This is a genomic window from Cutibacterium nasicola (genome assembly GCF_051303185.1).
Lineage (GTDB): Bacteria > Actinomycetota > Actinomycetes > Propionibacteriales > Propionibacteriaceae > Cutibacterium.
Map to the genome: position 1 here is coordinate 236,142 of NZ_JBPPGE010000004.1, position 17,529 is coordinate 253,670.

Annotated in this window: 17 protein-coding genes; 12 read left to right on the top strand and 5 right to left on the bottom strand. The window is 64.9% G+C overall.

Annotated elements, in window-relative coordinates; genetic code table 11:
- Positions 1–37 precede the first annotated feature (37 nt).
- The 5 genes from ACSJJT_RS08505 to secY all read right to left on the bottom strand — a co-directional run bounded on the left by ACSJJT_RS08505 (position 38) and on the right by secY (position 5,947).
- Positions 38–2,134 (bottom strand): prolyl oligopeptidase family serine peptidase, encoded by a 2,097-nt coding sequence (locus ACSJJT_RS08505; RefSeq protein WP_435917889.1) that lies wholly within the window; start codon positions 2,132–2,134, stop codon positions 38–40.
- A 36-nt stretch (positions 2,135–2,170) separates the two neighbouring features.
- Positions 2,171–3,022 carry an endonuclease domain-containing protein gene (locus tag ACSJJT_RS08510; RefSeq protein ID WP_435917890.1) on the bottom strand — a complete coding sequence of 284 codons (852 nt, stop codon included), beginning with the start codon at positions 3,020–3,022 and terminating at the stop codon, positions 2,171–2,173.
- A gap of 195 nt (positions 3,023–3,217) precedes the next feature.
- Positions 3,218–4,057, bottom strand: a complete 840-nt coding sequence (map, locus tag ACSJJT_RS08515) for a type I methionyl aminopeptidase (RefSeq protein WP_435917891.1) — start codon at positions 4,055–4,057, stop codon at positions 3,218–3,220.
- A 1-nt stretch (position 4,058) separates the two neighbouring features.
- Positions 4,059–4,628: an adenylate kinase gene (locus ACSJJT_RS08520; RefSeq protein WP_435917892.1), complete on the bottom strand. Its 570-nt coding sequence runs from the start codon at positions 4,626–4,628 to the stop codon at positions 4,059–4,061.
- Positions 4,625–5,947, bottom strand: a complete 1,323-nt coding sequence (gene secY / locus ACSJJT_RS08525) for a preprotein translocase subunit SecY (protein WP_435917893.1) — start codon at positions 5,945–5,947, stop codon at positions 4,625–4,627. The genes ACSJJT_RS08520 and secY overlap by 4 nt, the downstream gene beginning before the upstream one ends.
- 170 nt (positions 5,948–6,117) lie before the next feature.
- Between secY and ACSJJT_RS08530 the strand changes: the two genes are divergently transcribed.
- The 12 genes from ACSJJT_RS08530 to ACSJJT_RS08585 all read left to right on the top strand — a co-directional run bounded on the left by ACSJJT_RS08530 (position 6,118) and on the right by ACSJJT_RS08585 (position 17,495).
- Positions 6,118–6,771 carry a hypothetical protein gene (locus tag ACSJJT_RS08530; RefSeq protein ID WP_435917894.1) on the top strand — a complete coding sequence of 218 codons (654 nt, stop codon included), beginning with the start codon at positions 6,118–6,120 and terminating at the stop codon, positions 6,769–6,771.
- A gap of 280 nt (positions 6,772–7,051) precedes the next feature.
- Positions 7,052–8,191 (top strand): hypothetical protein, encoded by a 1,140-nt coding sequence (locus ACSJJT_RS08535; RefSeq protein WP_435917895.1) that lies wholly within the window; start codon positions 7,052–7,054, stop codon positions 8,189–8,191.
- The gene (locus tag ACSJJT_RS08540) at positions 8,188–9,141 is read left to right on the top strand and encodes a hypothetical protein (protein WP_435917896.1); all 954 of its coding nucleotides are present in this window, start codon (positions 8,188–8,190) and stop codon (positions 9,139–9,141) included. The genes ACSJJT_RS08535 and ACSJJT_RS08540 overlap by 4 nt, the downstream gene beginning before the upstream one ends.
- Complete coding sequence (locus tag ACSJJT_RS08545) at positions 9,138–10,118, top strand: hypothetical protein (protein WP_435917897.1); 981 nt, start codon at positions 9,138–9,140, stop codon at positions 10,116–10,118. Before ACSJJT_RS08540 ends, ACSJJT_RS08545 begins: the two co-directional genes overlap by 4 nt.
- Entirely contained in the window at positions 10,115–11,515 is a 1,401-nt protein-coding gene (locus ACSJJT_RS08550; RefSeq protein ID WP_435917899.1) for an ATP-binding cassette domain-containing protein, read from the top strand. The genes ACSJJT_RS08545 and ACSJJT_RS08550 overlap by 4 nt, the downstream gene beginning before the upstream one ends.
- The gene (locus ACSJJT_RS08555) at positions 11,512–12,471 is read left to right on the top strand and encodes a hypothetical protein (protein WP_435917900.1); all 960 of its coding nucleotides are present in this window, start codon (positions 11,512–11,514) and stop codon (positions 12,469–12,471) included. The genes ACSJJT_RS08550 and ACSJJT_RS08555 overlap by 4 nt, the downstream gene beginning before the upstream one ends.
- On the top strand, positions 12,455–13,471 hold the full coding sequence (locus tag ACSJJT_RS08560; RefSeq protein ID WP_435917901.1) for an AAA family ATPase: 1,017 nt from the start codon (positions 12,455–12,457) through the stop codon (positions 13,469–13,471). The genes ACSJJT_RS08555 and ACSJJT_RS08560 overlap by 17 nt, the downstream gene beginning before the upstream one ends.
- Positions 13,468–14,403, top strand: coding sequence for a DUF58 domain-containing protein (locus ACSJJT_RS08565; RefSeq protein ID WP_435917902.1), 936 nt, complete (start codon positions 13,468–13,470; stop codon positions 14,401–14,403). Before ACSJJT_RS08560 ends, ACSJJT_RS08565 begins: the two co-directional genes overlap by 4 nt.
- On the top strand, positions 14,400–14,867 hold the full coding sequence (locus ACSJJT_RS08570) for a hypothetical protein (protein WP_435917903.1): 468 nt from the start codon (positions 14,400–14,402) through the stop codon (positions 14,865–14,867). The genes ACSJJT_RS08565 and ACSJJT_RS08570 overlap by 4 nt, the downstream gene beginning before the upstream one ends.
- Positions 14,858–15,847 (top strand): vWA domain-containing protein, encoded by a 990-nt coding sequence (locus ACSJJT_RS08575; RefSeq protein WP_435917904.1) that lies wholly within the window; start codon positions 14,858–14,860, stop codon positions 15,845–15,847. The genes ACSJJT_RS08570 and ACSJJT_RS08575 overlap by 10 nt, the downstream gene beginning before the upstream one ends.
- A complete protein-coding gene (locus ACSJJT_RS08580; RefSeq protein ID WP_435917905.1) occupies positions 15,844–16,797 on the top strand; it encodes a VWA domain-containing protein in 954 nt (317 codons plus the stop codon). Before ACSJJT_RS08575 ends, ACSJJT_RS08580 begins: the two co-directional genes overlap by 4 nt.
- Positions 16,797–17,495 carry a hypothetical protein gene (locus ACSJJT_RS08585; RefSeq protein ID WP_435917906.1) on the top strand — a complete coding sequence of 233 codons (699 nt, stop codon included), beginning with the start codon at positions 16,797–16,799 and terminating at the stop codon, positions 17,493–17,495. Before ACSJJT_RS08580 ends, ACSJJT_RS08585 begins: the two co-directional genes overlap by 1 nt.
- The last annotated feature ends 34 nt before the right edge of the window (positions 17,496–17,529 follow it).

Consider the following 17,529-nt stretch of genomic DNA (forward strand, 5'->3'; position numbering starts at 1 on the left):
GGTCAACAGGCCGGATTGGCCGGCTGCTGGGACGACATCAGAACCGCGGCGTCAGGCCGGTGAACTCAGCGATGAAGGCGAGCTTGTCAGCGGAGGCATTGACGCGGGAAGCACGCGGACGCCCGGCGCCATGACCCACCGAGTGGTCGATGCGGGTGAGGATCGGGGCATCCCCTCCCTGGGCTCGCTGCAGGGTAGCGGTGAACTTGTGGCTGTGGGCCGGTACGACGCGATCGTCGTGGTCACCGGTCATGACGAGAGTTGCCGGGTAACGGCGTCCCTCCACCACGTTGTGCAGCGGCGAGTACACCAGCTCGACCTCGAAGTCGTGGGCGTCCTCCGGGTTGCCGTAGTCCGACATCCACGCGGCCCCTGAGGAAAACTCGTGGAACCTCAGCAGGTCAAGCACTCCGACCTCGGGAACTGCCGCAGCCAACAGGTCCGGACGCTGGGTGAGCACCGCACCAGCCATCAGACCACCATTGGAGCCGCCAGTGATCGCCAAGGTATCCGGGGTCGCCAGCCCGGCGTCGACGAGGTCAAGGAGAACGGCGATGTGGTCGTCGAAGACGTGCTGCTTGTCGTCGAGGATACCGCTGCGATACCACTCGGCCCCGAACTCACCACCGCCACGAGAGTTGACGAGGGCCACTGCACCACCGGCCTCCATCCATGCTTGCCACAGCGGGGAATGGGTGTTGGTGATGGTGATGTCGAATCCGCCATAGCCGTAGACGATGGTTGGCAGAGGACCGGTCGCGTTGAGGGACTCGTCGCGCATGTACCAGTAGGGCACCTGGGTGCCGTCGGCACTCGTGGCATGACGACGCTCCACACTGGCATGGAACTGTCCGACCCCGGACGACTGGACATGGTCGAGCTGACCGGATGCGGCGTCCAGGTGGTAGATGACGTTCGGGCTGCTCGGGCCGGTGGCATGGATGAACACATCTGGCTCGCGTTCGTCTGGAACGGTGAGATAGACGTCACCAGCCTCGACGTCGACGTCGCCGAGGCACTCCCCTGAGGTCGACCACCGACTGATGCGCGGGGTGACGTCAACCATGTGCACGGCGACGAGGCTCTCCCCCGCCAGCACCACCGTCGACAACGGGTACTCCGAGGACGCAATGACCTCGGTCGGTGTTGGCTCGTCCGCGGCAAGGTCAATGGCGACGAGTCGGTAGGTCGGGGTGGCGTCGTCAGTGAGGACGAAGAGGGTCGAGCCGACGATGCCGACGGGATGGTGACTGGCGTCGGCCTCGGCGATGCGGCGACCCTCCCCGACCACGGAGTGGCCGTCGACGAGGTGATGACGGAAGACCGTCAGTCCGCTGTCGTGCGAGGTGCCAATGATGTCGCTGACGACGATCCAGCCACTTCCGGTACGGCTGCTGTTCTCGTCAGTCTCGTGCGTGACCCCGCCCCAGTAGAAGGTTCCCGGTGGGCCAGCCGGAAGCACCTCGATCTGCTCACCCGTGTCAGTGCGGACAACGACGAGACGCGGGTCTCCCGCCGCCTTGGTGACCGCAGTCTCGCCAGACTCCTTGTCCGGGAAGTCCAGGACGAGCACACTCACGGAATCGGGGAACCACCTGACTGCACTGAACTTGGTACGGATGCCCGGGTCCCGCTCCTCGCCGGTGGCCACATCGCGGAGGGTGAAGGAGGTCCAGTCCGATCCCGCCGCCGAGCTCGCCCACGCCAAGGTCGAACCATCGGGGCTGATCGCAGCGTCGGCCAGGGAGGTCGTGCCGTCCTCGGACCAACCATTGGGATCGAGGAGAGTGGTGGGACGATCGAACAGGTCGCGCCAGTCCTCGGCGGCCTGCACCACCGGCTGCGCGGTGTGACCGTCGTCGTGCCACATGAGGTAGCGACCGCCACAGCGTTTGTCGATCATGTCACCGGGGAGGGAGTACAGCTTGGCAAGACGGTTGCGGAAGGCCTCACGGGTTGGCAACGTGGCGAGGGCATCCTCGGTGAGTGCTCGCTGTCGTTCCACCCAGTCGACGGTGTCGGGGGAATCGGCGTCTTCGAGCCAGCGGTAAGGGTCCGCGATGATGTGCCCGTGGAGGGTCTCGACGACGTCGTCACGGCGAGTCTGCGGGGCGGGGCCTGCGTCGAAGCTCATGGCGGACATTCAACCACCCTCGTCGACCCTCTGACATCAACCTGCGCGAACGTGACCTCGGTGGTCACCGGCACTGACGATCTCGAGGATGCGTGGCTCAACCCGATCCCAGTCGTACATGACCTGGTGCCAAGGTATCCGCACGACGATATAACCTCTTGACACCAGTTCGAGGTCCCGTCGTCGGTCGTTCGAGTAAGCAGCGAGATCGGTGTGGTGGGCCACGGAGTCAACCTCAATGACGAGCCGGTCCCCCACCAACATGTCGACCCTGCCCACGTCATTGATGCTGACCTGGGTTCTCACCGCAAGACCGAGACGGCGCAGGCGGCACCGAACCAGGGATTCAGTTCCCGAGTCGGCCCAGTCGAGGTCGGCAAGGATGCGCCGACCTGCCGGTATTGGCAAAAGGCGTTCCTCAAGCCCTTCGTGAGTGAGTAACCCTTTCCGCACCACGGAGTCGAGGACCGCCACGGCTTCATCATGACCGAGACAGCGCACCACCGACTGCACGGCAATGTCGGGCGGATCCACCGCAATGATGGGAGCGGCGCGGCGGGGCGCGGGACAGGAACGGACCGCTGGCGACGGCGGTTCTCGGTGACCTCGACAGTGGACCCGGGAATCAAGCGGAGACCAGACACCCATCATCTTCAGAGCACTGACACATCCCAGAACACCACCCGCCCTCACTGCGCTGACCACATTGGGATCGGCACTGGGCAGGGCCCACCACCCCTGGCGCAACCGGATGATGGAACCGTGGCGCCGAGCAGTGTCGATCTTGGCCTTCGACATTCCGCTCCCCATCAACGCAGCGGTCGACACAACTCCCCCAAGGCACAGCTGTGCAGGGACGGCAATCTCAGTCAAGCGCGTGGTACTCATACCCACAGTTGTCGTCGCGGGAGTCTGAATACGTCACTTATCCACAGGGAAACCTTCCCTCAGCAGCTTCATACTCGGCGAACTCAGCGAAATCTGCCAAAAAACTCGCATGACAACGTGTCCATGGCAGATCTCGCCCCATTTTTGGCAGATTTCGCTGACACGAAGACCGCCCCACACAACAAGTGCTCAACCTCAGTCGAGAGGCCCGAACGGCACTCCGTGCTTCTCGAGTTCGGCCTTGCCACCATCGGGTTCGGACAACACCCACAGACCCTTGTTGGTCACGGCAACGGTGTTCTCCCAGTGGCTGGCCCACGAGCTGTCAACAGTGACAACCGTCCACTCGTCGTCCAGGGTGGCAGTGTCTTCCAAACCGAGGGTCGCCATCGGCTCGACGCACAGCACCATGCCTTCGACGATCTTCGGGCCACGTCCAGCTCGGCCCCAGTTGGGGACGTCGGGATCCATGTGCATCTCGGTTCCGATCCCGTGACCGGTGTACTCGCGCACAATGCCGTACTCTCGGTCGTGAGATTCCAGCGATGCCTGCACCGCGGCAGAAACATCACCAATCCTTGCTCCAGGGGCGATCTTGGCGATCCCGGCCCACATGGACTCACGAGTCACTTCGGACAGGGTTCGGGCCTCCTCGCTGACATCTCCCACCAGAACCGTTCGGGCGGCATCGCCATGCCATCCGTCGACGATGGCTCCGTAGTCGATGGAGACGATGTCGCCATCCTTGAGCTCCCGATCACCGGGAATGCCGTGGACGATGGTCTCGTTCGGGCTCACGCATGCCACGCCCGGGTAGGGCGGCAGGCCCCAATCTCCTCCGTAATTGAGGAAGTTCGACCCTGCGTTGTGACGCTCGAGGACCTCGCGACCGACCCGGTTGATGTCGGCAGTGGTGGCCCCAGGCACGGCACTCGCGCACATGGCCTCCAAGCCCTCGACGACGACCAGTCCCGCCCGACGCATCGTGCGGATCTGGTCGGGTGTCTTGATCTGGAATCGGTGGCGACCCAACACGTCAGTTCTTCGCATCGAGGGCGGCAAAAATACGCTCGCGCACCTCGTCGATCTCTCCGACGCCATCCACACCGACAAGAACTCCAGCCGAGCGGTAGTGCTCAAGCAGCGGCTCCGTCTGCGAGGAATACACCTTCATCCGGTTACGAATGGTCTCCTCGTTGTCGTCGGTACGCCCTTCAACCTCGGCGCGCTTGAGCAGACGTTGGGTGAGCAGCTCGGGGTCGACGTCAAGGCTGATGACGGCGTCGAGCTCCTGACCGTGCTCCTTGAGGTACGCGCCGAGGGCCTCGACCTGATGCATGTTGCGGGGATAACCGTCGAGCAGGAAACCGTTGGCGGCGTCGTCCTGGTCGAGGCGATCGACGACGATGGCGTCGGTCAGCTCGTCGGGGACGAGGTCGCCGGCGTCCATGATGGCCTTGACCTTCTTGCCCAGCTCGGTGCCGTTCTTGATGTTGACACGGAACATGTCGCCGGTGGAGACCGCGGGCACGCAGTAGTGCTCAGCGATGGCGGTGGCCTGAGTTCCCTTGCCTGCGCCCGGGGCGCCCATGATCAGCAGTCTCATGATGACAGGAATCCTTCATAGTGTCGTTGCTGCAACTTGCTTTCGACCTGTTTGACGGTGTCCAGCGCCACACCCACGATGATGAGGATGCTGGTACCCCCGAACGGGAAGTTCTCGTTCGCGTTGAGGTAGACGAACGCGAGCGTCGGGATCATCGAGATGAGGCCCAAGTACAAGGACCCAGGTGCCGTCAGCCGCGACAACACATAGGCCAAGTAGTCCTCGGTGGGCTTCCCGGCCCGGATGCCGGGAATGAAGCCACCATACTTCTTCATGTTGTCACTCATCTCGACTGGGTCGAAGGTGATGGCGACATAGAAGTAGCAGAAGAAGATGATCAGCAGGAAATAGACGATGTTGTACACGGGGTGGTCACCACGCTGGAAGTAGTGACCAATCCATTTCGCCGCGCCGGTCTGCGGTCGGAAGGTGGCGTAGAGCACCGGCAGGTACAGGATCGACGAGGCGAAGATGACCGGGATGACGCCGGACTGGTTCACCTTCAGCGGAATGTAGGTCGTGGAGCCGCCGAACATCCGACGCCCGACCATCCTCTTCGCATACTGCACCGGGATTCGCCGCTGACCCTGCTCGATGAAGACGACGGCTGCCATGACGAGCAGACCGATGACGATCACCAAGCTGAACACGAACCAGGCGTGGGCCTGACCAGCACCGTTACGAGCAACCTTGATGGCCCACAAGGAGTCGGGGAAACGGGCAGCGATCTGGGTGAAGATCATGATCGACATGCCGTTACCGATGCCGCGGTCGGTGATGAGTTCACCCATCCACATGACGATCGTCGTGCCTGCCGTCATCGTCAGAATCATGACGATGACCTCGAAGATCGAGGTGGAGTACACGACCGGTAGGGCGCAGGTGGTGAACAGACGGCCCGAGGTGGCCAGGGTGACGAAGGCCGTCGCCTGCAGCAGTCCGAGCACCAGGGTGAGGTAACGGGTGTACTGGGTGATCTTGTTCTGGCCGGACGCGCCCTCCTTCTTGAGGGTTTCCAGCTTCGGAATGACGACGGTCAGCAGCTGCAGGATGATCGACGCGGTGATGTAGGGCATGATGCCGAGCGCGAAGATTGCCAGCTTCAGCAGGGCACCACCCGAGAACAGGCTGATCATCGAGTACAGACCGGCAGAGGACCCGGAACTCGCCTGACTGACGCACGTGTTGATGTTCGACACGTTGACGTTCGGTACGGGGATGACGGACCCGAACCTGAACACCGCAAGGATGAAGAGCGTGAACAGGATCTTGCGGCGAAGATCCGGCGTTCTGAAGGCATTGGCGAAGGCGGAAAGCATCCGGGCCCTCTCCCATCTCGTGGACTACTGACGACGCAGATCCAACCCCCATGACGCGCTGCCGGCAAATGTCTGGGAGCATGGACACAGCGCGGGTAGCCTATCAACTCACGACGGCAATACCCACGTCGCCGTACATCACCACCTGTCTGACCCCCGTCTGGAGCGCCATGAGACCGCCGATCATCATCTCCTCGCACCGAGGACGGATCGGCGTCGGGATCGTCCTTGCGGTGATCATCGTGCTGACGGTTCTCGACCTCATTCGTTCTGGCCTCGCTGGATTGACGAATCTGCCAGCCCTGCTGCTCTTCGTGTGGCTGGTGTGGATCATCTGGGGAGTTGCCGAGATTCGGATCACTGACGAAGGGGTGACCGTCGTCAATCAATTCCGAATTTGGGACATTCCCTGGCGTCGAATCACCGAGGTCACCGGGCGTTGGGGGCTGTCGCTGACGGCCGAGCGTCGTCCTGGCGCCGATGGGGTACGCAAGCCGCGCACGATCTCGGCATGGGCTGCCCCGGCACGCGGCACGGCCACCGCGATGAGGGGCAACGCCGACCACATCCCGCAGGTCATCGTCGGGTCCGAGGTCCCGATGAGGTGGTCGCTGGATTCGCACTCAACCTCCCGTCTCATCGAGATGGAGAAGATCGAGCGTCGTCCCACGGCCGGGCGGACGGCTGCGACGCAGGCCATGCACGGGCCAGACCACACGCAGCCCAAGGACGGGAAGTCTCGCGGCGGAGAGATTCAGGTTCACCCAAACTGGATGACGATCTGCATCACCGTCGTTCTCGTCGCTGCCGCCTTCATCGTCTGACGGCGTCTCGTCCCTGCCGATCAGGGCTCCTTGAGTTCTCGTCGGGTGGCCGACGTCGCATCCCAGAAGCTCACGCCGTAGGCTGAGGGGCGTCCGAGGTCATGTGCCCCGGGCCGACAACTGTGACGGAGAAGCCGGTGAGAGTCCGGCGCTGTCCCGCAACCGTGATGCCGTACGGCTGAGCCGGATCGCCGAATCAGTTGAGTGTTGATGCCATGTCGTGGGTTGCGTGGCGTGACGATCCTCTCGTTCGTCGCGGTGACCCGCCGAGAGGAACTTGATGAGCCGCCGCCCGGTCACCATTGCGAGCCTGCTGGCATCCACGTGTGCGGCGGGGTCGATGATGGCCTCCCCCACCAATGCCGAGGGAGCAGGATTCCACGACGGGTGGTGTCAGAAGGACGAAGGTTACGCGGTCGTCCTGTACTGGCCGGCCAAACCCGCTGAGGTCGTGCCCGAGATTCCGGGCAACCTCAACTCGAAGACTCTCGTGCGATGCATCATCGGGGCGCACAAGGTGTCTGGCCACGACGGCAGGGCGGACGCCCTGACTCTGGCTGGCTTCTCCCATGATGGGGGCTCGGGCCAGATCGTCACCAGCATCAACGGCATCGAGGCTGACCCCTTCGCCGAGAGCCCAGCGACGTGGTGGTACCACACCGGCACCTGGGAGGAGGGGTCCGGTGGCAGATGGGACGAGACTCCCCGTTGGGATCCGAGTCTCGAGATCAACGGATTCAGCGTTGTGGTGTTCTCCACTGACAACACACATCTGCCTCCCATCACGCCGAAGTTCGCCAAGGGCGGTGACGACGGCGACAAACCAGGCCCGGGCCCCGGACCGTCGACCGGACCGACCGGCAGACCCAGCCACAGGCCAACCGGCAAGCCCACCCACGAGCCGACTGGTGGCCATGCCAAGCCGACGAACAAGCCCGCCCACGAACCGGGGCATGGCGGAAACAAGCCGTCCCACAAGCCTGGTCACGGCCACGGCGGGAACCATCACAATCGTCTCAACCCGACGGCGCCGACGCACGGCACCGGACCGAAGCCCGGTAAGAACCACGACAACGCAGACAGCCGCCCCAACACCATCGTGACTGTCCGTCCGACCACCACGTCGCCTACGCCGCTTTCTCGTCCGTCGTCCCCCCCGGCCACCCCGAGCTCGCCGACCCCAAGCTCCAGCGCATCCCCTCCCGCTGCGAGTGCTGGCCCCGCGCTGGCCCCGCAGTCATCGTCCTCCCCGGTATGGGGGCGTGAGGACCGCACGCGTCATTCTCCGGACAACGACGAACATGGAGGTGCCCCGTGGTGGGTACCGGTCGGTGTCGGGGTCGTCGCCCTGGCTGGCCTGGCCTTTGCGGCCATCGGTCGTCGTCATCGCCGTCGTCCTGACCGGGAGGACGAGGAATGAGCCACATCTCCACAATCAGTGCGGTGGCGGTCGCTCTTCTGACGGTCTCTGTCGCCGCTGTGGTCGGGACCGCTCCCGCCCACGCCGAGCAGAGCGCCCAGACGACCAGCCTGTGTTCCGGGGCGAAGGTGTGCAGTCTGACCACCGATCGTTGGCTACGTGAGGGAACGACCCCGAAGGTGATCGTGCGCGGAAATCCACATGTCCGTGGCACGGTGCAGATATTCCAAGCCTCCATCACGGGCAACAAATTGACCGGACTCGAGCCGATCGGCAAGGGGGCCAGTTTCTACACCGACGCGCAGGGCGTCGCCGATGTGTTGATCCCCATCGCCTCCTCCCCGGGAATTGGTGAGGGCGGCTGGGCCTTGGTGAGCGTCTCCGACATCCAGGGCCTCGACACCACCCGGATGCCAGGCCAATTCATCCCCTTCGGCTCCCTCGTACCGCATCTCCTGGGTGACGGCTACTCCGAACGCAAACCCGCCGGCCAGACCCTCGACATGCAGGCTGTCGGTGCAGTCCCCGGCGAGACCTACCGGGTGCAAGTCAGGCAGGGCGACACCTGGCATGACGCCACCGCGATCGGCGAAACCCCTGAAGCAGCCGCCGATCCCTCACAGATCAGCCACATCCGCTGGACGGTGCCGCGCGGTCTGACAGGTACGAAACACGACGTCAGGGTGCAGTCGGTCACTGATCCACAGCGAACGACCTCGTGGACGCTCATTCCGGCCGTCGACGGGATCAAGGCTGCTCGTAGTCCGTTGTTCACTCCCCCGCCGGTCGGCACCAACCTCGACGTGCCGACGACTGATCGGGATGACCATCCCGAGGGAACCGTCAAGGCCGCCGCCGGAGTCCTCCTCGGTGTGGGAGTCGTCTCTGCCCTCGCCCTCACCGCCACGTCTCGTCCTCAACGCCACAAGGGCGAGGTGAGTGCTCCATGACGGTCTCACACATTCACTCCACCTCAGCAACTCCGACCCCTGCCTGGGCATGGGGAGCTGAGCTTCTCGTTCTGGCCACCATCGCCGTCTCGACGACGAATCTCCTGCTTCTCGCGGTGATGTGGTTGTGCCTCGTGGTCACCTTCGCGATGTTGGGTAGCCGTCCGGGAGTGCTGGCCACGGCTCGCTGGCTGTCAAGCATCATCGTCGTGTGGTGGATCATCATGGCGATCGTCAGCCCCTCGGCGAACTCGACCTTGGGTTCTGTCGTGTGGCGATTGCCGACGTGGTCTCCCGGACCGGGAGTCCACCTCGGTGGCGCCATGACTGCCTCGGGTCTCCTGCTGACCGTGACGTCCACGCTGAGAGCTCTCGTTCTCGTTGCGATCGCGGGAATCGGCATGTCAGCAGTGCGACCAGCCGACGCATCAGCTGCGGGACGTCGCCTGTTGGGCTCGTGGTCTCCTGTTCTGGAGCCCTTCGCTGCCCTACCTGACGCCTTGGATCGCCACGCTGTCGCCGCGTCGATGCGTCCTGCCGAGATCGCCGCAACGACCCGTGAAGGGGCTTCCGGGCTGGCTCGTCAACACCGTCCGCTGGCCGTCTGGACTGCCCCGGTGCGTGCGTTGGTCCTTGTCATCTGCATGACGGTACCAGCCGTCACGCTGGTGTCCATGCATCCGTTAACCAGGATCGACCAGCCCACGACCGCCTTGTTGGCCTTGATCGTGGCGGTCCTCCTCACTGCTTTGTTGCCGACCGGGGAGCCCATCGGGACGGTCTCGGGTCCCAACCTCGTCGTGGCGGTCCTGGCCGCCGTCACCCTCGCGCTGTGGATGATCGGCGTCAACGGGTCTGCGGTCACTCCCCACCCGGGCTGGCCACCAATCCCGGTCACCAGCCTCATCTGCACCGTCGCACTGCCCCTGGTCGTCGCCGTGACCACCCCGCGTCGTCGTCAGGAGGTGTCAGCGTGATTGTTCTCGACGACGTGACGGTGTGGCTGCCCGGCCGAGGCACCGTCATCAACGACGTCAATCTCTGCCTCGATGCCGGCACCGTGACGTGCCTCGTCGGCCGTCGCGGATCAGGGACGACGATGCTGCTGCGGTTACTGGCCGGACACTTACCGGCTGGTTCCCGAGTGCGAGGAAGGGCCATCATTGATGGCACCGACGTCATGGACCTGGGGCCAGACCTCCTCACGGAGATGAGTCTGATCGTCGACACTGACCTGCTGACCTGGGCGGATTTACCATATTCGGATTCCGTCGAAGCCGGCCCCTGGACTCGTCGTCCTCTCGACACATGGCCACTCGACGCCCGAGCTCAACTTGCGGAATCCCTCGTCACCCCCGCCGTGGCAAGCTCGCAACGAATCATCCTCGTCGACCACCCGACCTCCGGACTCAATGGCTCGCAACGTGATGCCCTCACCGCGCGGTTGCGCGAACTCGCCGATCGTGGCGCAACGGTGCTGTGGGCCGATCACGACCTTGACGCCGCCTGGGCCCGGGCCGACCGCATCGTGGAGATGTCGGCAGGATCCGTCATGTCCGACTCGACTGTTGAGTCCTGGGCGCCCCAGAGCCTCCCACTGCCGATCGGTCGAGCTCTGGCTTCCCTGGCAGGCCGCCATGACTCTGCCGTCACCGCTGGCACCCTCCCCACCGTCTTCTCGGGCTTACCACGGCCCCGTCGCAACCACGAACACCGCGCTGGGCCTGTCATGACGGTGATCAGTTGCCACGATCTCGGTCTGGACGGCCCCGACCTCGCCATCCATGATCGTGAGTCGCTGGCCATCGCCCGGGCTGTGGACCTCGCTGGGGCCACTGCTCTCAAGGCTGCCCCCGACCCGGACGACCCCGTCCGTCCGGAATCGGTCGCCTCACAGTTATTGCATGCGCTCCCACGACCGGGCCGCTCCCTGCCCTCGGCGTCGCTACGCCCCAGCCGGGATCTTCACAAGGTGGCAGGAACGACCGAGTTGGCGTCTCGACGTCACTGTGACCTGTCCCGCGGCGAACGAGCATGGCTCCGCCTCCACGACTGCCTGGTGTCTCCCGACCCACTGCTTGTCGCCCACGCTGACCACGACCTCGACCCCATCGAGAGGTCTCAGGTCTCCGAGAGTCTCTTCGACGAACCGGCCGGTCTGCGCATCATCACGACCCGGGACGTGGAGTTCCTGGTACGAGCAGTCCATCGCGTCATCGTCATCGACGGTCATCGCGTCATTGCCGACCGGTCCCCACTGGCCCTGGGGCTCGCCCCCCTCACCTGGGTCGGAGCCCTCACCGGTTCCCGCCATCACATGACCCTGGGTGACGTCATCGACTCCCTCGATCTCGTGGAAGGCAGGACGTCATGACGACCACCAACACAGTGACCACCGCCCACACGGAGCGTCCTGCCCGTTGGCGCACAGTCGGCGCGACCTCGGGCCGCCTCTGCCGCACCATCGCCATCGTCCAGGTCCTGCTTGGCGTCATCTGGCTCACCTGGCCGGTGTGGAGTTCCCGTACCGCCGCCCTCCAGACCCAGGCCGCGTCAACTGCACCATGGCTCGTCGCCGCCCAGATCGGCGTCAGCGCTGCCATGACAGTCGTCCTCGTCCGCGAGACGAGGTCCGCTCGTTCTCTCAGCCTGGTGCTGGGTGCAGCGGTCCTCGCAGCCGGGGTCCGTGCCGGTCTGGCGCCGGGAGACAACGGCATCGAGCCGGTCTTCTGGATTCCCATGCTCGTCGGTGCGGTGCTGGGAGCGCCCGGTGGCGTACTCGCGGGAACCTTCACCTGTCTGGTCTCGTCGGCCGCCACCGGCACGGTCGCCACCCCACTCGCCGGACAGCTCGTCGTCTGGCAGCTGTGGGGGTTGGCCGGAGCTGCCATGGTTCGGCTACGCACCGTCACGACGTGGCTTGTCGGCGCCCTGTGGTGCGTGGTCCTCGGCCCGATCACCGGGCTTCTGCTCAACCTCATGGGATGGGCGTGGGCGGAGGCCGACCCCGGGCAGTCCTTCCTCGCCGGGCTCGGCCCGGTCGAGGAGGCACAGCGCCTGTGGGCCTGGACGACAGCAACCTCGCTGGCCTTCGACATGACCCGAGCCATCTCGAACGCCGTCGTCTGGCTCGTCGTGATCCCGTTCGTTATTCGTGCCTTGCGTCAGGCGCTGGCTCCGGATCGTCGCGCATCGGCGCGAGTGAGACCCGTCATCTCGGCTGTCAATGACACGGCCCTCGACAAACGAGGCCTCAGTGGCCTCACCACTTCCTTTTCCTTCCCGACCACCACTCACCATTCAGGAGACGACGATGACACACCACACTGACGCCGACGCTCAGGCACGTCCCGCGCTCGGTGAGCCGGAGCTGAACTGGGCGGCGGATCGACTCGACGCCCTGGTGGCCGCCTTCAGCGATCTCGTGGTGGGACAGTCCGCCCTACGCACCAGTTTGCTGGTGGCGATGTTAGCTCGTGGGCACGTGCTGCTCGAGTCAGTCCCCGGCCTGGCGAAAACCCTCTCGGCCTCCACGTTGGCCTCGGTGGTTGACGGGTCCTTCACCCGCGTGCAGTGCACCCCTGACCTACTGCCCTCCGACATCATCGGCACTCAGGTCTTCGACCAGTCGACGGCAACCTTCCGCACTGAGCTGGGTCCGGTGCACGCCAACATCGTCCTGCTCGACGAGATCAACCGTTCCAGCGCGAAGACCCAGTCCGCCATGCTCGAGGCGATGCAGGAACGTCAGACGTCGATCGGTGGCGTCGTCCACCCGTTACCCGACCCCTTCATGGTGTTGGCCACCCAGAACCCCATCGAGGAGGAAGGCACCTACGCCCTCCCGCACGCCCAGATGGACCGCTTCCTACTCAAGGAGGTGCTCGACTACCCGGACGTCTCCGAGGAACTCGAGGTCCTCAACCGCATCGAGGACGGATCGATCGACGCACTGGTGGCCCCGGCGGTGAGCACCAACGATGTCCTCACCCTGCAGGACCTCACCCGTCGTGTCGTGGTCGACGAGGCCATCAAGCGCTACATCGTCGACCTCGTCGCGGTGACCCGTCACCCTGAGTCCGCCCTGTCGAATTCCGCTGCTCGTGCCATCGAGTACGGAGCATCTCCGCGTGCCTCGATCTCCTTCATGGCAGTTGCGCGTGCTCTGGCCCTGCTGAAGGGTCGCACCCACGTCATCCCGGAGGACGTCGTCACCCTGCGTCACGCCGTACTGCGTCACCGTCTGGTCCTCAGCTTCGAGGCCCAGGCTCAGCGAGTGCGTTCCACCGACGTCATCGACGCCGTCTTTGAGGCGGTGCCCACCCCGTGACTGTCACCACGAGCACTTCCACCAGCGTGCTGAGCAGCCGGGAGCGAGCCCTCATCCAGGCCGTCCGCTCCCGGGTGCCGCTGGTGTTGCGGCGCCGGGTGGAGTCTCTCCTTGACGGCGACCACGACTCGGTCCACGTCGGTCGCAGCCTCGACTTCAACGACCTGCGCGCCTATGCCCCCGGCGATGACGTCAAGGACGTCGACTGGAAGGCCACGGCCCGCCGCGGGGAGTTGCTCATCCGTCGTCACGTCGCTCAGCGTCAGGCCACCCTCATGGTCGGGATCTGCGGTACGTCGGCAATACACGGTTGGTGCGACATGGACGTGACGAAGGCCCATCTGGCAGCGGTGGTGACCACGATCATGGCCCAGATCGCCATGGACCATGGCGACCGGGTTGCCATGATCTGCGCCGGACCCAGCAGGACGTCCTCGTGGCGTCCGACCGTCCGCATGCCACAGGTGGAACGGATGCTCCACGAGATCATCAGCCTCGAGGATGCCAGCGGCTCCCCCGACCCTCACGTCGTGGAAGCGGTGCTCGAGACAGCCACGAATGCTATGCGAGGCCCCGGGCTGCTTCTTCTCATCCGTGAAGACGAGGAGCTCACCTCAGCCCAGGCCAATGCGTTGAGCCGAGCCGCAGTACGTCACGACGTCATCGTCGTCACCCTCACCGACATGCTGGCCACGGATCCCAGGCTTGCCGGCCGCGCCATCGTGGCAGCCGACGGTGGCCCTTCCGTGATGCAGGAGGTCCTTGGCGACCGTCAGCTCTGCGAGGAGACCGCGTCCGCCCAGATCGACCTCGCCCGGCGCAGCGACGCCATGCTTGATGATCTCGGTGTCACCCACGCTCGGGTACGGACCGTCGCCGAGGCGCCGGAGGCCCTTGCCCTGGCCCTGTCACGACGTGGGAGGCGATCATGATTCTCCTTAAGATCAATCCCACCGTTCCCGTCCCCGCCCATTGGTGGATCCTCGTCGCTGTCCTTGTTGCCAGCGGCATCGCCGCCCTCGTTGCTCTCGTCGTGATGTCTCGACGCCATGACGCCAGCGAGGATCCCCGCGATGACGTCGCGCAACTGTCATCCGAGTGTCTCAGAGTCCTCGACGACGTCTCGGCCAGGTTGGGCACGGACCTCTCCCCACGCCAAGTCTGTCAGGAAACCAGCCGGATCGTGCGTCGCTTCATCGGTTTGGTCAGCACGGAGGATGCCGACTACCTCACCGCCTCCGACCTGTCGCGGGCCGCTCGACGTGAACCTAGGCTGCAATCAGCCGCCGCATTCTCGGAGCAGGCTCGTGACGCCTGCTTCGGCCCGCCGCCCAGCGAGTCCCGTGCTCGCGATCTCATCGAGTCTGGACGAGGGGTGGTGACCTCATGGCACTGATGCAATGGCCACTCGCCATCGTCGCTGCCGTCGTCGTACTTGTGGTCGTCATCGCGGCATTCCTGTGGCCACTCAATCGACACCGTCGGATCCAGCACTCGGCAGTCCCGCTGGACCACCTGGACCGGCTGCGGGCCCTACCCCGTTACCAGCATCTCGTTCGGGCTCGACTCCGACGCCACCTCATCCAGGTGATGTGCGTTCTCGTCGCTGCGGCATGCCTGGTGGTGTTGGTGGGTCGTCCCGCAAAGCCTGACAAGAACTGGCAGCATCGTCGCACCCATGACGTCGTGCTCTGCCTCGACGTATCCGGGTCCATGGCCGACGTCGACCGTGACGTCATCAAGGCCTACCGGAAGCTGGCGGACAACCTTGGCGGTAACCGGATCGGGCTGGTGGCCTTTGACTCGGCTGCCGTGACGATCTTTCCGCTCACCGACGACGCCGACTACATCGATTCCCATCTCGATCAGTTCTCCCATGCCCTGAGCCGTGGACCCATCCCGGGATCCCGGGCAGGCGCGAGCGGTTCGAGCCTCATCGGCGACGGTCTGGCCTCCTGCCTCCAGCGTTTCGACGGGTCTGACGATCGACGCGGGCGCACCGTCGTGCTGGCTACCGACAATCAACTCTCTGGCACACCGGTCTTCAGCCTCAACGAGGCGATCCGCCAGACCGTCACGAGGAAGGTCCTCGTCCAGGGGATTGCCCCCTCGGAGGCGGATGCCGCCGCGGTCTCCATCCTTCATGACGCCGTGGCACACACGGGAGGTGACGTCACCCTGATCACCGGAACACATCTGGAGGACCCAGATCGCATCATCACCGCCGTCAGTGACCAGGAGGCACGTGCGACCGGCGCAACCGCCCGATGGGCCCAGGTCGACGTCGTCTGGCCCTTCGGGGTGCTGGCACTGGTGTGCCTCATCGCGGCGACGGCGATGGAGATCGGCCCAAGGCGTCGAAGGGAGGACTCATGACCGTCAATCCCGACTGGGTCCTCCTCGTCGTGGCTATCCTGGCAGCACTCGCCCTGGCTGCCATCGCGGTGACGGCACATCGCCGTTCTTCTCCCCGATCTACCACGGCGATGTGGTGCCGGGCGCTCGCTGCCCTGGCTCTCGTGGGGGTGGCCCTGCGCCCCGGGGGCGCCGACCCCTCACGCAGCAACGAGGCAGCTGGCGCCGAGGTCATCGTCATCGTTGACCGCACCACCTCAATGGGAGCGACCGACTTTGCTGGCAAGCCGCGAATGTCCGGGGTGACCGCAGACCTCACCTCCCTGGCCGCCGCGATGCCGTCGGCACGGGTGAGCGTCATCGCTTCGGACAACCAGGCACGGATCGCCCTACCTCCCAGCACCGACCCAGCTGCGCTGCGCACCCTCGCCGAGACCCTGGGCTGGCGAGAAACGGTGAACGCCACTGGTACCGACATTGGCCTGGCCGAACCTCTGGCCCGCCAAATGCTCGTCAAGGCGCGAGAAAGCCGTCCCACTGCGAAGAGATATCTGGTGTACATGGGCGACGGCGAGCAGACAGCGTCCTCGGCTCCGCACAGTTTCTCCGACGTGTCCGGGCTCATCGACGGCGGTCTGGTTCTCGGTTACGGGACGACCTCGGGTGGCACCATGCCCATCCGTCCTGGCGCCACTGAAAAGGTGACCAGGAATGGCTCAGCTGCGGTGTCCCATGCTGATCCGCAGGCCCTGCGAACCATGGCCAGGCAGCTGGGGGGACAATTCCTCCAGCGTGACGCCACCAGCACGGTGACCTGGTGGGAGAACCCGCTCCAGCAGCCGGCCGATCCACAGCCTGGACGCATTCACCACTGGGCCTGGTGGTTCGCCGCAGCCGCTCTGATCTGCGAGACGGCGGATGCCTGGCTCAGCGTGCGGGCATGGCGTCGGATGCGCAGAGAGGTGGCGTGATGGCGAACTTGGAAAGACCAGGACGTCGTGGCATGCACGGTGTCAGGCCCCCATGGACGCTACGAGTTGGGGCTGGAGTCGTCACCCTCGTCGCCCTCGCGGCGGCAGCCCTTCCCGCACGGACGATGATCCTCGTGGATCGCGGACGATCGGACCTTGACCAGGCAGATGCCACCAGTGCCGAGGAGAAGTTCATGGCCGCTGAGAAGTGGGCGCTCATCGACACGTGGATCGCCCCCTATGACGCCGGGGTCGCTCGGTACACCCGTGGCAACTACGACGGAGCGGTCGGCAAGTTTGAGAAGGCCGCAGGTCTGGCCCCTGCTGAGGAGCAGTGCCGGGTTCGTCTGAACTGGGCGTGGTCATTGGAGGCGTCGGCTGATCGCTATGCCAAGGCCGACAACCGCGACGAAGCCCTCGTGCGGTGGCGTCAGGGCAAGGAAGTGCTCGCTGACGCCCAGTGCACCTCGTCGTCACAGAAGGCTGCGGCGAGCAGCACCAGGTCTCGACTTGATCGCAAGCGCCAGAATGGTGGCGGAGGAGATGCCGGTAAGGAGGCGGATTCCTCTGGTCAGCAGAGCACCAAGGATGATCTCGAGGAGAAGCTCAAGAAGGCCCAGGAACAGCGTCAGAAGGCGCTCGACCAGGCCGACACCTCCCAGAAGAACTCGGGTTCCGGTACTGGACGGACGTGGTAGCTCGCCGGCACGCATCCCACTCCGGAACTCGGAG

Bases quoted from the DNA above. Each gene is read 5' to 3' on its own strand.
- ACSJJT_RS08505 (WP_435917889.1), bottom strand. From the start codon at position 2,134: ATGAGCTTCGACGCAGGCCCCGCCCCGCAGACTCGCCGTGACGACGTC.
- ACSJJT_RS08510 (WP_435917890.1), bottom strand. From the start codon at position 3,022: ATGAGTACCACGCGCTTGACTGAGATTGCCGTCCCTGCACAGCTGTGC.
- ACSJJT_RS08520 (WP_435917892.1), bottom strand. From the start codon at position 4,628: ATGAGACTGCTGATCATGGGCGCCCCGGGCGCAGGCAAGGGAACTCAG.
- secY (WP_435917893.1), bottom strand. From the start codon at position 5,947: ATGCTTTCCGCCTTCGCCAATGCCTTCAGAACGCCGGATCTTCGCCGC.
- ACSJJT_RS08530 (WP_435917894.1), top strand. From the start codon at position 6,118: ATGAGACCGCCGATCATCATCTCCTCGCACCGAGGACGGATCGGCGTC.
- ACSJJT_RS08535 (WP_435917895.1), top strand. From the start codon at position 7,052: ATGAGCCGCCGCCCGGTCACCATTGCGAGCCTGCTGGCATCCACGTGT.
- ACSJJT_RS08540 (WP_435917896.1), top strand. From the start codon at position 8,188: ATGAGCCACATCTCCACAATCAGTGCGGTGGCGGTCGCTCTTCTGACG.
- ACSJJT_RS08545 (WP_435917897.1), top strand. From the start codon at position 9,138: ATGACGGTCTCACACATTCACTCCACCTCAGCAACTCCGACCCCTGCC.
- ACSJJT_RS08555 (WP_435917900.1), top strand. From the start codon at position 11,512: ATGACGACCACCAACACAGTGACCACCGCCCACACGGAGCGTCCTGCC.
- ACSJJT_RS08560 (WP_435917901.1), top strand. From the start codon at position 12,455: ATGACACACCACACTGACGCCGACGCTCAGGCACGTCCCGCGCTCGGT.
- ACSJJT_RS08570 (WP_435917903.1), top strand. From the start codon at position 14,400: ATGATTCTCCTTAAGATCAATCCCACCGTTCCCGTCCCCGCCCATTGG.
- ACSJJT_RS08575 (WP_435917904.1), top strand. From the start codon at position 14,858: ATGGCACTGATGCAATGGCCACTCGCCATCGTCGCTGCCGTCGTCGTA.
- ACSJJT_RS08580 (WP_435917905.1), top strand. From the start codon at position 15,844: ATGACCGTCAATCCCGACTGGGTCCTCCTCGTCGTGGCTATCCTGGCA.
- ACSJJT_RS08585 (WP_435917906.1), top strand. From the start codon at position 16,797: ATGGCGAACTTGGAAAGACCAGGACGTCGTGGCATGCACGGTGTCAGG.